Source organism: Streptomyces sp. So13.3 (genome assembly GCF_005860785.2).
In the GTDB taxonomy this organism is placed as follows: Bacteria; Actinomycetota; Actinomycetes; order Streptomycetales; family Streptomycetaceae; genus Actinacidiphila; species Actinacidiphila fildesensis.
The window spans coordinates 9,147,227-9,161,041 of record NZ_CP048835.1 but is presented as its reverse complement, the minus strand read 5'-3'; the positions used below and the strand labels follow the sequence as shown (position 1 = coordinate 9,161,041).

The following is a 13,815-nucleotide window of genomic DNA, read 5'->3' as shown; positions in this document are numbered from 1 at the left end:
TGGGCCTCCCGGACGACTTTCGCGGGCGTACTCCTGACCAGGGGTACCGCTACGAAGGACGATCTTTGGTGCCGGGTTGCCCTCACCGGACCATCGCAGGTACTCCCAACGCATCCAGCGGGCTTGTCGTTGCCGACAAACCCGCTGGTCGCACTATCGGGACGACAGGATGTGAACCTGCGACCCTTCGACCCCATGCCGCGCACCGTCCGAAGGACACTCGGTCCTGGTCCTGGGACGACGACACAGCCGATCGGCTCCCGGCCAACTGCAAGGAGAACGAGCCTTAGCGGCCTCGGATCCGGCCGACAGGGCCGCCCTCAGGGGCAGCGCACCGAACGCCGGCACGAGGAGGGGTACGGCCCCCCGAAGGTGTCAGTTCCAGCGGCGCTGACCGGTCTCAGCGGAAGGCTGCAACATTGCGGGCGGCCCAGTCGGCGAACCGACGCGGGGCGCGGCCGAGGACCCGCTGGACGTCCGGGCTGACGCGCAGCTCGGCCGGGCTCGGCGAACCGAGGATGTCCAGCGTGTCGTCGGCGAGCTCCGCCGGCATGCTCTGGGTCATGGCGGCCTTGGCCTCGTCGCGGGTGAGTTCGTGGAACCTCACCGGCGAGCCCAGCGCGGCGGCGAGGGCCTCCGCCTGCCGGCGCGGAGTGATCACCTCCGGACCGGTGAGCTCGTACACACCGCCGGTGTGCCGGTCCTCCACCAGGCAGGCCGCCGAGACCGCGGCGATGTCCGCCGGGTCGATGATCGGCAGCCCGACGTCGCCGAAGGGCGCGGCGACGAGCTGTTGCGTGCGGACGGAATCGGCCCACCACAGGGCGTTGGAGGCGAAGCCGCCCGGCCGCAGGATGGCCCACTCCAGACCGGACTCCCGCAGCGTGTCCTCCAGTGCGCGCATCGCGATCCGCGTTTGGCCGGAGGGCCTGGTCGCCACGCCCTGCGTGGAGAGCAGGACGACCCGGCGGACCCCGCCGGCCGCAGCTTCGCCGATGATGTCGGCGGGGTTGGCTCCAGTGGCGTGCAGGTCGCCGGACAGCAGAAGGAACAGTGCCTTCGCCCCGGCCAGCGCGGGCTTGAGCGTGGCGGGCTCGGCCAGGTCGGCCACCATGTGGCGGACGCCGTTGGGCACCGCCGCCCTGTGTCGTGACACCGCCGTCACCTGATGGCCCGCCTCGGCCAGTGCCTGCGTCAACGGCCGGCCGATATTGCCGGTAGCCCCGGTTACCACGATCATGATCAGCTCCTTGTCGGATGTCCTCAGTGGTCTGCACGCTAGGAGCACGGGCTTACTTTTGGTAAGGACATACCCCGAGGTAAGCTCCTGACATGAAGGAAGGCGTGCAGGACAGACAGGCCGAGGCGGGGAAGCGGTATGACGTGTTTCACACCGACTGCCCCGCGCGCGATGTGGTCGACCACGTGACCAGCAGGTGGGGCGTGTGGGTGCTGATCTCCTTGCGGAGCAACAGCCTCCGGTTCTACGAACTGCGCGACAGCATCCGGGGCATCAGCGAGAAGATGCTCGCGCAGACCCTGCGCGGGCTGGTCCAGGACGGCCTGATCTGGCGGGAGGTCGAACCGACGACGCCGCCTCAGGTGACCTACGGGCTGACCGAGTTCGGCCGGGACGTCGGCGAGCCGCTGACGGAGCTGTTCGACCGGATCACGCTGCGGCTGTCGCCGCACAGCGCGGGATAATTCGCCGCCGCGGTTGTGGCGATGGCACTGCCGTGCGCCCCTACGGAACCACTCCGATTCAACGTCTGCGGCTACGGCGAAGACATGGGCCGACCCCACCCTCGACGGAAGAATCGCGGCGCCCCGCTGCCGACCGGTGAAGGGGGCGGGGCGCCGAAGGAAACGTGATGATACGTCAGCTCACGGCGCGCCCGACGCGCTCCTCGACACCTACGAGGCCGAGCGGCGGCCGGTCGCGCGGCATGTGCTCGCCCTCACCACCCTAGTCTTCGAGCAGGACCGCGTGGACAAGGACCGCGGCTTCTCCCAGCGCGGCGGCGAGACCTTCCAACTGGGCCTCGGCTACCGCGAGAGCCCCCTGACCCGCGAGTACCGAGAGGGCCTGGGCGACGACGCGCTGCGCGCCGGAGACGCGCCCCCGACGCCCCCTGTGGGCCCATCCGTCTCTTCGACCTCGTCCGCGGCCCGCACGCCACTCTCCTCGCCTTCGGCGGGACCGATGCCCCAGCCTCGGAACGCTACAAGCCGGTCCGGGTCGGCCGGCCCGGCGAGCAGGGCGACGTCATCGACGTGGACGGGCACGCACACAAGGCGTACGGGGACCGGGGGCTCTTTCTCGTACGGCCCGACGGGTGTGTGGCACTCGCGACGGAGGACCCGGCGGACCTGGCCTCGTACGAGGTCCACCAGCCAATCGTTCGTAGCGATCGCAGCTGTGGATACGTCGTCTGGTCGCGATGCGGGCGGATCCGTAGGCTCGGCCGCATGCATGATGAATCCGAACGCGTGGAGAGCCTGTTAGACGCCCAGGCCAAGGCTGTTGCCCTCTTCTCCGAGGTGCAGAGTCGGCGGCTGGTCACCGCGGGCGAGAGTGAGCAGGGGATCAGTGAGCGGATTCGCGATCTCGCGCAGGAGTTGTTCGGCGTGCGGCGCGGTGAGGACGAGCGGATCGTCCGGTCGGGCACGAACACCCTTCAGCCGTATCAGGTGCGCCCGGAGAATCGGCTCGTCGACGCCGACGAGGTCGTTGTCTGTGACCTGGGTGGTGTCTTTGAACAGAGGGAAGCCCACTTCCGACGTACTGCGGTTCTCGGCGGGTCTCCTGTCAAGCTGCGGCTTCGGGACGATCTGCAACTGATCTTCGAAGCGGGCAGGCGCGCGTTCGAGAGCGATCCTGGCATAACCGGCGAAGAGCTCTTCACGGTCATCGCTGAGCTGACAACCGAGGCGGGGTGGGAGTTCGGCAGCCCGCACGCTGGGCATCTGGTGGGCGAGGTCCCCCCGGAGACGGTCGCCCAGGACGAGGTCATGTCCTTCATCGCACCTGGCAATACGCAGCAACTGCGGCGCGAGGACAAGGCCGGGCGTCCCTGCCACTGGGTGCTGGAGGTGCACCTCGTCGATCGGGATCGCGGGTTCGGTGGTTTCCACGATCAGCTGCTCGACCTCGGCTGATCGTGGCCGTGGCTGCACTGGGCGGATCACATCGGCCCGACGGGTGCCCTGGTCGCCCGGCCATGATGCGGTCTCACCCGGACGCTTCCGGGGCAGCGGTGCACCGGGGCGGTCGGCGCTGGTTACCAGCGCATTCATCGTGGGGCGGTGACGGTGCGGATGTCGGCCAGCCCGCAGAACAGGCGACCGGCATCTACTGCCGCGACGAGGACAGCGTCCTCGATGCCTTCGTCTGCCGCATGTGACTGAGCCCATGTCCCGGGTTCGACCAATGAGACGAGCACATGCCCATGGACCGCCGCGGCGTGCCATCCCGGACTGAGTGCCAGGGAGGAGGTGCAGGCCAGCTTCAGGCGGCCGGTGTCCAGTTGCGTGATCCGGTCTGCTTCGACGGTCACCGTGCAGTGCGTCATCGGCCACAGCCCGCCGTCCCACTCGCGGCGGGTCGGCCGACGCATTCCCGCGGCCTTCAGCCGTACCGCCAAATCGGCGTACCTGACCGCGTCAGGCGGCTGGACCGTTATGGCTGAACGGCGTTCACCGTCCCGCAGGACCACGGTGGCCAGGCCCCAAGAAGTCCGATTCATGGCTCTGGACGGTAGCGGCGTACCCGCGCTCAGGTGTCCCGTATGCCCAAAGTCCACCGGATCGGGCGACCCCCACCCCGTCGGCGAACTACTGGTGCGGGCCGGCGCACAGCCGGCCCCGCTGGAGGTGTCGATCGACCCGTACGCACCGCTGGACTTCGCGGCGCTTCACCCGGTCGCGCGCACCGCGCGAGCCTCCTGACGACTGCCCGCACCCTCCGCATCCGGTCGGGCTCATCGAGGATGCTTGGACGAGATCATTCGACATTAGGTTAGGCTAAGCTAAGTCACATCGCAGTGTGTGCCGGGCCGTCAAGGGGAGGAACAGCCATGGGGATGCCGGTGGTCTTCAGCGCCGAGCCGGCTGCCCAACAGCCTGGCAGCCGCGGTCTCGTGGCGTCTGTGGGGTGTATGCGCACCTCAGCGTCCTCCTGACGGCCGCAGACGCCTTCATGAACGACATTCAGCCTTTCGTCGTCGCGGACGCCGTGGCCGACTTCTCCGCCGAGGAGCACGCCATGGCCCTGCGGTGGGCCGCGCACAACGGCAAGGTCCGCACCACCAACGCCCTGCTGCGAGACCTGCTGCTCCGCAGGACCCCTCGGGACGCCTGACGCGTCTTCGCATGCCCCCACTGACAGAAAAGACGGAAGAACATGACCGTACGGGTCGCGGTGGCCGGGGCCAGTGGCTACGCCGGCGGCGAGATCCTGCGCCTGCTCGACTCACATCCCGGCGTGGAGATCGGTTCCGTGACGGCACACAGCCGAGCCGGCCAGGTGCTCGGTGAGGTGCAGCCGCACTTGTCCGCTCTCGCCGACCGAATGCTCAAGGAGACTTCGGCGGACACCTTGCGCGGGCACGACGTGGTGTTCCTCGCCCTCCCGCACGGCGAGTCGGCGCCCCTGGCCCGTCTGCTGGGGGAAGACACCCTGATCGTGGACTGCGGCGCGGACTTCCGTCTGCACGACGCCGGCGACTGGGAACGCTTCTACCACTCCGAGCACGCCGGGACGTGGCCGTACGGACTGCCCGAACTACCGGGCGCCCGAGTCGAACTGAAGGGCGCGAACCGGATCGCCGTACCGGGATGCTTCCCGACCGCCGTCAGCCTGGCGCTGTTCCCGGCCTACGCGGCCGGGCTCGTGGAGCCCGAAACCGTGATCGTGGCGGCCAGCGGAACCTCGGGCGCGGGCCGGGCGGCCAGAGCGCACCTTCTGGGCTCCGAGGTGATGGGCTCGATGACCCCGTACGGCGTCGGTGGCGTCCACCGGCACACCCCGGAGCTGGCGCAGAACCTGTCGCGGGTGGCAGGCGAGCAGGTCACCGTGTCCTTCACCCCGATGCTGGCACCCATGCCACGCGGCATTCTGGCCACCTGCTCGGCCCGTCTGCGCCCCGGCATGGGGGTCGACAGCGGCACGGACGAGGTGCGCGCGGTCTTCGAAGCCGCGTACGCCGACGAGCCGTTCGTCCGGCTGTTGCCGCCCGGCCAATGGCCCTCCACCGGATCGGTCCTGGGTTCCAATACCGTGCACGTGCAGGTGGCTGTGGATGCGGCCGCCGGTCGTCTGGTCTGCGTGAGCGCGATCGACAACCTGGTGAAGGGCACCGCGGGTGGCGCGGTGCAGAGCATGAATGTCGCCCTCGGCCTGCCGGAGTGGCTGGGCCTGCCCACGAATGGAGTGGCTCCGTGACCGTGACCGCTGCCCGCGGGTTCCTTGCGAGCGGTGTGGCCGCCGGCATCAAGGAATCCGGCGATCCCGACCTGGCCCTGGTCGTGAACCAGGGGCCGTCGCGTTCCGCCGCCGGGGTCTTCACCTCGAACCGGATACAGGCCGCGCCGGTGCGCTGGTCCCGCCGGATGCTGGCGAACCATCGGCTCTCCGCAGTGGTCCTCAATTCCGGGGGCGCCAATGCGTGTACCGGCCCGGCCGGAACCGAGGACGCGCGTCTGATGGCCGAGCGCACGGCCATGGCGGTCGGCGCGGAAGTGAACGACGTGGCGGTGTGCTCGACCGGGCTCATCGGCGTACCACTGCCGATGGACCGGGTCACGGCGGGCATCGACACCGCGGCCGACCGGCTGTCGGCCGTCGGCGGCGAGGACGCGGCCGTGGCGATCAAGACGACGGACTCGGTGCACAAGACCGCGGTGGCGCCCCGGTCCGGGTGGACCGTCGGCGGTATGGCGAAGGGTGCGGGGATGCTCGCGCCCGGGCTGGCCACCATGCTGGTGGTCCTCACCACGGACGCCGAGATCGACGGCCCGGCTCTCGACTCCGCGCTGCGCGCCGCCGTACGCACCACCTTCGACCGGGTGGACTCGGACGGCTGTATGTCCACCAATGACAGCGTGCTCCTGCTCTCGTCGGGCGCCTCCGGCGTGACCCCGGACGACGGGGAGTTCACCGACGCCGTGCACGCGGTGTGCCTCGACCTGGCGCGTCAGTTGGTGGCGGACGCCGAGGGCGCGTCGAAGGAGATCGAAGTGGCCGTCGTCGGCGCGGCGTCCGAGGAGGACGCCGTGACGGTGGGCCGGTCGGTGGCCCGGAACAACCTCCTCAAGTGCGCGCTGCACGGGGAGGATCCGAACTGGGGCCGGGTGCTGTCGGCTATCGGCACAACGGGCGCCGCCTTCGACCCGGACCGCCTGGACGTGGCGATCAACGGCGTCTGGGTCTGCCGGGACGGCGCGGCCGGGGAGGCCCGCGACAAGGTCGATCTGTCGGGGCGCCAGGTCACCGTCACCGTCGATCTGCGCTCCGGCAACGCCTCGGCGGCCATCTGGACCAACGACCTCACCGCCGAGTACGTCCACGAGAACAGCGCCTACAGCTCATGAACGGGACGGGGACAGGGATGAAGGCTCCCGTCGAACAGCACGTGGCCGCGGCGGACCTGCCACCGGGGGACCTTCCCTGGCAGGAAGAACTCCAGGGCCGGACGGTCGTCATCAAGTTCGGCGGCAACGCCATGGTGGATCCCGCGCTTCACCGGACGTTCGCTCAGGACGTCGTGGAGCTGTGGCACGCGGGGCTGCGTCCCGTCGTCGTGCACGGCGGCGGACCGCAGATCAGCGCGATGCTTGCCCGGCTCGACCTGGAGGTCCGCTTCGAGGCGGGCCTGAGAGTGACGACTCCGGAGACCATGGACGTGGTCCGTATGGTGCTGACGGGTCAGGTCCAGCGTGAGCTCGTCGGTGCCATCAACGCCCACGGGCCGTTCGCCGTGGGCATGTCGGGCGAGGACGCGCACACGATGACCGCGGTACGACGCGGCGCCCTGGTGGACGGCCGGCCGGTGGACATCGGCCTGGTCGGCGACGTCGTGGCGGTGGACCCCGGTACCGTACAGGTGCTGCTGGAGCAGGGCCGCATCCCGGTGATCTCGCCGGTCGCGCGCGGCACGGACGGGCGGGTCTACAACATCAACGCCGATCTCGCGGCGTCCGCGCTGGCCGTCGCGCTCGGCGCGGAGCGCCTGGTGATGCTGACGGACGTGGAGGGGCTGTACGCGGACTGGCCGCACAGCACCGAGGTGATCGAGCATCTGACTGCCGGTGAGCTGGACGTGCTGCTGCCGGGCCTCGCCGGCGGGATGCTCCCGAAGATGGAGGGCTGTCTGCGAGCGGTCCGCTCAGGAGTCGGCCGGGCGCACGTGCTCGACGGACGGGTACCGCACGCGGTGTTGCGCGGCGTCTTCACCGGGAGGAGCCCCGGCACCACGGTCGTACCCGACAGCACACCCGACAGGGGAGGAACGAGCTCATGACCGCCGCCGGCGCCGCACCGCTGACGGACCGCTGGCGAGCGGTGATGATGGACACCTATGGCACTCCCCCGCTGGCTCTGGTCCGCGAAGACGGCCGCACCGTGTGGGACAAATCGGGCCGCGCCTACACGGACTTCACTGGCGGGATCGCCCGGTGGCGGCCCGGATTCAGCGGGCGGCGCAGGGGGCCGGGTTCCTGGTGAACGCCGCCGGCGACCGGACCGTGCGGTTGGCTCCCGCTCTGACGGTCACGGAGGCGGAGATCGCCCAGTTGGTGGGAGCGTCGCCAGCCATCCTCGGCACGTGACGTCAGCGCGAGTGACGTCCACTCGGTGCGAAAGAGGGCGGGACCGAGCCGTTACGGCTCGGGTTCCGCCCTCTCGTCGTGACGGCTCACCAGGTGGCGCTCACAGGACCCGGGCGAGTACGCGGGCGCCCCGCCGGGGGTCCAGAGACCGTGCCCAGGACAGAGGGGCCAGGCTCGGGCACGTAGGAGCGAATCCGTGCCGCAGGAAGAGGCGGCCACTGCCGGTCGTCGCCGTGAACAGCGCGTCCAGCGACTGCGCCCGCCCACGGGCCAGGGCGGCGCCCAGAAGCCGTGCCCCCACACCACTCCCCTGCATGTGCTGCGCGACGCAGAAGTTGTACAGGACCCCGAGGGCCCGGCCGTCGCGCGTCGGGTCCGGGTCGTCGACGCGCAGCGCGAGGCAGCCGTCCAAGGTGCCGTCAGGCGCCTCGGCGACCAGGAAGTCGGTCGCTTGCGACGCGTAGACATGGAACGGCCGCTCACGCAGTACGCCCGCGCGGATGAACGGACGTGAGAGAGCGGCGAGAGCGGCGGCGTCCCGGGAACCGGCCGAGCGCACGGACGACGTGGGGGTGTGGGGTGGGCAAAGCGGTTGGTGCGCGCGGGACGACAGCCTCACAGCTTGTGCCCCTCCCCCACGTCCCGCCCGTCCACGAACGTCGCCACGACCTCGATGTCCCCGATCCTGGACCGGATGTACGCGTTCGTCAGCCTCGTACAGAGCATGATTCCGTCCCTGGGGTGTGTCGGGGCCGGGGCCGACTGCATCCCTCCAAGCGGCGCCTGGGTTCCACCGACAGGGACAGCCCCCGGCGCGGGTGCTCGTCGAGTGCTGGACTAGCGGGCCGTACCGATGCCGTCAGCGAGCGGCTGGGCCGTGGCCGGGGCGGCCTTCAGGTCGCGGTCGATGATCGATTGCAGGATCTCGCCGACTCTGATCGCCGTGTTGGACAGCAGGGACGACGTAATCCCGTGGGTGTGCTCGGTGCCGCCCTGGAGGTAGATGCCGCAGCGCAGTTCGGGGTGGGTCGCGACACGGTAGTCGCGCTCGACCCGGATGCGTCCCTGGTCGTCGCGGTGGCAGCGGTCCCCGACCTCGCCGAGGAGGCCCACGGGGTCTGCCTGGCTGTAGCCGGTGGCGTAGACGACGACGTCGGCGTCCAGCGTCGTCTCCTCGCCGGTGATGAGGGACTTGACGGTGGCCCGGACGTTGTCCTGTGTCTCCTCCACGCCGGTGACCCGCGAGACGTTGATGAAGCGCAGCCGCTCGGTACCGAGGACACGCTCCTGATACGCCTGCCGGTACAGGTCGTCGATCAGGTCGATGTCCACCACGGAGTAGTTGGTGTTCCCGTGGTAGTCCATCAGCTTCTGCTTGATGTCGTCGGGGGCCGTGAAGTACTCGTCGACCGCGGCCGGGTCGAAGATGCGGTTGGCGAAGCTGCTGTCGTCGGCGGGGCTGTAGCCGTAGCGGGAGAAGACGGCGCAGACCTCGGCCTCGGGGAAGCGGCGGTGCAGGTAGGCCACGTTCTCGGCGGCGCTCTGGCCGGCGCCGACGACAACGAAGCGGGAGGGGTTGGTGCCCTCCAGCCCGTCGACCTTCTTCAGCAGCTCGGAGTTGTGCCAGACGCGGTCCGTCCGGTCGACGCCCTCCGGCATGACGGGACGCAGTCCGGTGCTGATGACGAGGTTGCGGGCCCGGTGGACCACGACCTCGGATCCCGAACGGGCTGTCACGTCCAGGTACTCCACCACACCGTCGCGTACGACGGGCTCGACGGCGATGACCTCGTGGCCGTAGGAGACCATGTCGTCGACCTTCGCCGCGGCCCACTCGAAGTAGTCGTGGAACTCGACGCGGAGCGGGAACAGGTTCTTGGCGTTGACGAAGTCGATGAGGCGGCCCTTGCTCTGCAGGTAGCAGAGGAAGCTGTACTCACTGGCCGGATTCCGCAGCGACACCAGGTCCTTGAGGTAGGACACCTGCATGGTCGCGTCGTCGATCAGCATGCCGCGGTGCCAGCCGAACTTCGGCTGCTGCTCGAAGAAGTGAGCGGTGACCGCCTCCTGCCTGCCGACGCGAGCGTTGTGCTCGCTGAGCGCTATCGCCATGGCCACGTTGGACGGCCCGAAGCCGATGCCAATGAGGTCGTGGACCAGAGGTGCGTCGCCAGGAAGAACCTGAGACATGTCACTCCCATCGTGCGGGACAGCCGCGTGTGAGGTGTGGGTGAGGACGAGGCGTCGGGCACACCGGAAGCGGCGGCCGAGCGGAACTTAGGTAAAGCTAACCTGATCTGGCCAACCTGTCACCCGGACAAAACAGGCAAAACGTCAATCATGCCGTCAAACGCCCTAGAATCGCGGGCTGTTGTACCCTTAGGTAAGCCTTGCTTTACTTAGCGCCGGTCATTCGCTCTTTCGAGGAGGAACCCCATGCGGGTCGTCATGTTCGGTTATCAGACCTGGGGGCACCGCACCCTGCAAGCGCTCCTCGACTCCGAGCACGACGTGGTGATGGTCGTGACGCATCCCAAGAGCGAGCACGCTTACGAGAAGATCTGGAGCGACTCGGTGGCTGAGCTGGCCGAGAAGCACGGAGTCCCCGTGGTCATCCGCGACCGGCCCGACGACGAGGAGTTGTTCGACCGTCTCAAGGAGGCCGACCCGGACATCATCGTGGCCAACAACTGGCGTACGTGGATCCCGCCGCGCATCTTCAACCTCCCCCGGCACGGAACACTGAACGTCCACGACTCGCTGCTGCCCAAGTACGCCGGCTTCTCGCCACTGATCTGGGCCCTCATCAACGGCGAGCCCGAGGTCGGCGTCACGGCCCACATGATGGACGACGAGCTCGACGCGGGCGACATCGTCCAGCAGCGTGCAGTCCCCGTCGAGCCGACCGACACGGCCACCGATCTGTTCCACAAGACGGTCGACCTCATCGCCCCGGTAACGACCGGCGCCCTCGCTCTGATCGCCTCCGGGCAGACGGAGTTCACCCAGCAGGACCGCTCCCAGGCCACCTTCTTCCACAAGCGGTCCGAGGAGGACATCCGCATCGACTGGAGCTGGCCGGCCGAGGACCTCGCGCGCCTGGTCCGCGCCCAGTCCGCCCCCTACCCCAGCGCCTTCGCCTTCCACAACGGCAAGCGCCTCGAAGTGGTCTCCGCCGTCGTGTCCCAGGGCCGGTACGGCGGCACCCCGGGCCGCGTCTTCTACCGCGAAGGTGACGGCGTGGTGATCGTCGCCGGGGCCGACGCCCGCAGGGGCCGCAACCACGGCCTGGCCATCAGCCGCGTACGGACCGAGGACGGCCAGGAGATGCCGGCCCTCGAGTACTTCACCTCCATGGGCGGCTACCTCACCAGCCGTCCCTGACCCGTCGGCTGAGCACCGAGGGCCCAGGCGATCCTGGGCCCTCGGCACCGCCATACGCGCAGGAGGCTGGGCCGACCCGACTCAGAGGAACGGTATAACCCATCCGCGTCACAGCCGAAGGTGAGCGTCCGGGGCCGCACGCTCGGCTCGCACAGCTTCGAGCCATCGCTCCTGACGGCTCCCGGGAGCGAGCAGGACGCAGTCGTCACAGTTGCCCGCATCGGGGATGCGGTAGTTGAGGCAGCAGGTGGTTCTGGTGAAGAACGGGTGCCCGGCCACAGGTTCCGCCTGGTGGCCGGTGCCCCGGAGGTGGCCGAGGCCGAGGAGCCGGTCGCCCAGGGCGATCGCTTCGCGTGCGTGGGACGGCCGTTCGTGGGCGATGACGCCGACGACGCCGGTCAGTGACGAGGCGGCGTTGCCCCAGAGCAGCCGCGGGGAGACCTTGACGACTGCGCGGGTGAGGTCGGCCAGCGGCTGCAGGATTCGGGCCATCGCCCGGTAGAGCGGTTCGGCTGTGGCCTCAGGGCAGTTGGTCTCCATGCCCCTGGGCTCGGACAGGCGGAGTGGGAGCGGGCCGGCGGCCGAGGCCCGCCAGGACAGCCGGGTCGGCGTCCAGTCCAGGACGGTGCGGTGCAGGACGGCCGCGCCGAGGACAGGGAACCACAGGCGAGCTGCCAGGTCCTGGTAGACGCTGGACGCCGCGACGCGCAGCTCGGTGGTCCGGTAGGCATCTGCGGTGGCGAGGATGCGTGCTTCGAGGGCGTCGCGGTCGCTGAGCAGTTCGCTCAGCGACCGCCAGCCGGGGCCGTCGTGGGCGGTGAAGAGGTGGAAGTGGTCACCGAGTTCGGAGACTTCGGCGATGATCTGGCCGAGCCGGGCCGGTTCCATCGGTTCCATCGCTGGACTGCCTGTCCTGCCGGAGGGGCGGGTCAGTGTGTCTCGACAAGGGCGCCGGAGAGCTGGTCGGCCGCGCCGGGGACGGGGGCGGCCGGGTCGGTGCCGAGGTCCACGATGCGGTTGTCCTGGTCGACATGGACGACGTGCGACTGGTGGCGGCGGGCTTCGCTCTCCTCCACCTGCTGGAACGACATGATGATGACCAGATCGCCCGGCTGGACCAGATGAGCCGCAGCGCCATTGATGCCGATGACGCCGGAACCTGCGGGTCCCTCGATGGCGTAAGTGGTGAGCCGGGCTCCGTTGGTGATGTCGACGACGTGGACCTGTTCGCCCTCCAGGAGATCGGCGGCCTCCAACAGGTTCTTGTCGATGGTGATCGAACCCACGTAGTGCAGGTCGGCCTGGGTGACGGTGGCCCGGTGGATCTTGCCGCCCAGCAGAGTGCGCTGCATGTCATGCCCTCCGTATGACGAAATGACGAGTCGGCCGCGCGGACCGGAGCCCGAGCGGATTTAGGTAATGCTAACCTAAGTTGAATTTTGGAACCCCCGCCAGAGCCCGCGTGAATGTGCCAGACGTCACCGGGTGGAAAGGAGCACGATGGCTCGCCCCAGTTCGATCCGCATCTCTCCCAGAACACGGTTGCGTTCGCGGTTCGCCGCGACGATAACGGCCTTCGTGGTCGGCGCCGCCTTGCTGTCGGCGTGCTCGTCGTCCGAGGACACCACGGCACCCGCCGCCGCGGCGTCGTCCGGCTCGGCCTTTCCCGTGACCATCAAGCACAAGTTCGGCTCCACGGCCATCCCGAGCAAGCCGAAGCGGGTGGTCACCGTGGGCTGGGACGACCAGGACTTCGCGCTGGCACTGGGCGTGGTGCCGGTCAGTACCCGCGAGTGGTTCACGCAGTACCCGACCTACCCCTGGGTCAAGAAGGAGTTGGGCGGCACGAAGCTGCCCACCTTCTCCGCCGAGCTGAACTTCGAGGCCATCGCCAAGCAACGTCCCGATGTGATCCTCGCGATCAACGAGACGGTCACCAAGGAGAGCTACCGGAAGCTCTCGGCGATCGCGCCGACCGTCGTCCAGTCCAGCGCATACCTCGACGAGAAGACCCCCTGGAACGTGCAGACGCTGACGACCGGCCAGGCGCTGGGCAAGAGCGCCGAGGCCCAGGCACTGGTCGACAAGGTCGAATCGAAGATCGCCGCCGCGAAGAAGGCCCATCCCGAGTTCGCCGGCAAGGTGCTCGCCATGGACTACGGCCCCGACAAGGGCCAGCACTGGATCGCTCCGGCCCACGACCCGCGCCGGGTCCTCTTCGACGAGCTCGGTTTCGCCACGCAGACCGTCAAGGAAGACCTCAGCGAGGAGCGGCTCGACCTGATCGACAAGGACGTGCTGGTCGTTGTCGGCGCGACCAAGCCGGCGATGCTGGCCTCGCCGGTCTTCGCCCGCCTGAACGTCGTCACGAGCGACCGTACGCTCTACACCAGCTTCGACACCCCGCTGGCGGGCGCGCTGTCCTACAGCGGCCCCAACGCCCTGTTGTACGCGCTGGACGTACTGGTCCCGCAGTTGGCCAACGCGGTCGACGGCAAGACCGACACCAAGGTGGCCGACCTGTCCAACCAGTCCTGACGCAGTGGACGCCCGAGGGCGGCACCGGCGGATTCCGCCGGTGCCGCCCTCGGGCGTTTCCCAGGC

15 protein-coding genes and 3 pseudogenes are annotated in these 13,815 nt (G+C 69.1%); 11 read left to right on the top strand and 7 right to left on the bottom strand.

Annotated features, from left to right (window positions below):
• Positions 1 to 400 precede the first annotated feature (400 nt).
• Entirely contained in the window at positions 401 to 1,240 is an 840-nt protein-coding gene (locus tag C8250_RS40910) for an NAD(P)H-binding protein (RefSeq protein WP_138351937.1), read from the bottom strand.
• A gap of 92 nt (positions 1,241 to 1,332) precedes the next feature.
• Here C8250_RS40910 and C8250_RS40905 point away from each other — a divergent pair, with 92 nt between their 5' ends.
• From C8250_RS40905 to C8250_RS40900, 3 genes and pseudogenes are all read left to right on the top strand, one after another.
• Positions 1,333 to 1,704 (top strand): helix-turn-helix domain-containing protein, encoded by a 372-nt coding sequence (locus C8250_RS40905; RefSeq protein ID WP_138351938.1) that lies wholly within the window; start codon positions 1,333 to 1,335, stop codon positions 1,702 to 1,704.
• Between the two features lie 438 nt (positions 1,705 to 2,142).
• Positions 2,143 to 2,307, top strand: a pseudogene (locus tag C8250_RS44990) (3-(3-hydroxyphenyl)propionate hydroxylase); the annotation flags it as partial.
• 162 nt (positions 2,308 to 2,469) lie between these two features.
• Positions 2,470 to 3,159, top strand: a complete 690-nt coding sequence (locus C8250_RS40900; protein ID WP_138351939.1) for a M24 family metallopeptidase — start codon at positions 2,470 to 2,472, stop codon at positions 3,157 to 3,159.
• Between the two features lie 134 nt (positions 3,160 to 3,293).
• On the opposite strand, the gene C8250_RS40895 is transcribed toward C8250_RS40900, so the two are convergent.
• A complete protein-coding gene (locus tag C8250_RS40895; RefSeq protein ID WP_138351940.1) occupies positions 3,294 to 3,644 on the bottom strand; it encodes a hypothetical protein in 351 nt (116 codons plus the stop codon).
• 181 nt (positions 3,645 to 3,825) lie between these two features.
• Between C8250_RS40895 and C8250_RS40890 the strand changes: the two are divergent.
• The 6 genes and pseudogenes from C8250_RS40890 to C8250_RS40865 form a co-directional block, all read left to right on the top strand.
• Positions 3,826 to 3,948: pseudogene (locus tag C8250_RS40890) on the top strand (tRNA (adenosine(37)-N6)-threonylcarbamoyltransferase complex transferase subunit TsaD); the annotation flags it as partial.
• A gap of 128 nt (positions 3,949 to 4,076) precedes the next feature.
• Positions 4,077 to 4,360: pseudogene (locus C8250_RS40885) on the top strand (isochorismatase family protein); the annotation flags it as partial.
• Between the two features lie 42 nt (positions 4,361 to 4,402).
• Complete coding sequence (gene argC / locus C8250_RS40880) at positions 4,403 to 5,443, top strand: N-acetyl-gamma-glutamyl-phosphate reductase (RefSeq protein WP_138351941.1); 1,041 nt, start codon at positions 4,403 to 4,405, stop codon at positions 5,441 to 5,443.
• Positions 5,440 to 6,591 (top strand): bifunctional glutamate N-acetyltransferase/amino-acid acetyltransferase ArgJ, encoded by a 1,152-nt coding sequence (gene argJ, locus C8250_RS40875; protein WP_138351942.1) that lies wholly within the window; start codon positions 5,440 to 5,442, stop codon positions 6,589 to 6,591. Before argC ends, argJ begins: the two co-directional genes overlap by 4 nt.
• Before the next feature lie 17 nt (positions 6,592 to 6,608).
• Positions 6,609 to 7,520 (top strand): acetylglutamate kinase, encoded by a 912-nt coding sequence (gene argB / locus C8250_RS40870; protein WP_138351943.1) that lies wholly within the window; start codon positions 6,609 to 6,611, stop codon positions 7,518 to 7,520.
• Entirely contained in the window at positions 7,517 to 7,723 is a 207-nt protein-coding gene (locus C8250_RS40865; protein ID WP_187145190.1) for a hypothetical protein, read from the top strand. The genes argB and C8250_RS40865 overlap by 4 nt, the downstream gene beginning before the upstream one ends.
• Before the next feature lie 204 nt (positions 7,724 to 7,927).
• On the opposite strand, the gene C8250_RS40860 is transcribed toward C8250_RS40865, so the two are convergent.
• Both C8250_RS40860 and C8250_RS40855 read right to left on the bottom strand, forming a co-directional pair.
• On the bottom strand, positions 7,928 to 8,386 hold the full coding sequence (locus C8250_RS40860; protein WP_138351944.1) for a GNAT family N-acetyltransferase: 459 nt from the start codon (positions 8,384 to 8,386) through the stop codon (positions 7,928 to 7,930).
• Between the two features lie 278 nt (positions 8,387 to 8,664).
• Positions 8,665 to 10,017, bottom strand: coding sequence for a lysine N(6)-hydroxylase/L-ornithine N(5)-oxygenase family protein (locus C8250_RS40855; protein WP_138351945.1), 1,353 nt, complete (start codon positions 10,015 to 10,017; stop codon positions 8,665 to 8,667).
• A gap of 246 nt (positions 10,018 to 10,263) precedes the next feature.
• Between C8250_RS40855 and C8250_RS40850 the strand changes: the two genes are divergently transcribed.
• Complete coding sequence (locus tag C8250_RS40850; RefSeq protein ID WP_138351946.1) at positions 10,264 to 11,211, top strand: methionyl-tRNA formyltransferase; 948 nt, start codon at positions 10,264 to 10,266, stop codon at positions 11,209 to 11,211.
• Between the two features lie 108 nt (positions 11,212 to 11,319).
• On the opposite strand, the gene C8250_RS40845 is transcribed toward C8250_RS40850, so the two are convergent.
• The 3 genes from C8250_RS40845 to C8250_RS44205 form a co-directional block, all read right to left on the bottom strand.
• The gene (locus tag C8250_RS40845) at positions 11,320 to 12,108 is read right to left on the bottom strand and encodes a (2Fe-2S)-binding protein (RefSeq protein WP_138351947.1); all 789 of its coding nucleotides are present in this window, start codon (positions 12,106 to 12,108) and stop codon (positions 11,320 to 11,322) included.
• Between the two features lie 32 nt (positions 12,109 to 12,140).
• Positions 12,141 to 12,563, bottom strand: coding sequence for an aspartate 1-decarboxylase (panD, locus tag C8250_RS40840; RefSeq protein WP_138351948.1), 423 nt, complete (start codon positions 12,561 to 12,563; stop codon positions 12,141 to 12,143).
• 126 nt (positions 12,564 to 12,689) lie between these two features.
• Positions 12,690 to 12,887 (bottom strand): hypothetical protein, encoded by a 198-nt coding sequence (locus C8250_RS44205; protein ID WP_232486086.1) that lies wholly within the window; start codon positions 12,885 to 12,887, stop codon positions 12,690 to 12,692.
• Here C8250_RS44205 and C8250_RS40835 point away from each other — a divergent pair.
• The gene (locus tag C8250_RS40835) at positions 12,880 to 13,749 is read left to right on the top strand and encodes an ABC transporter substrate-binding protein (protein WP_244809715.1); all 870 of its coding nucleotides are present in this window, start codon (positions 12,880 to 12,882) and stop codon (positions 13,747 to 13,749) included. The genes C8250_RS44205 and C8250_RS40835 overlap by 8 nt on opposite strands.
• Positions 13,750 to 13,815 lie beyond the last annotated feature (66 nt).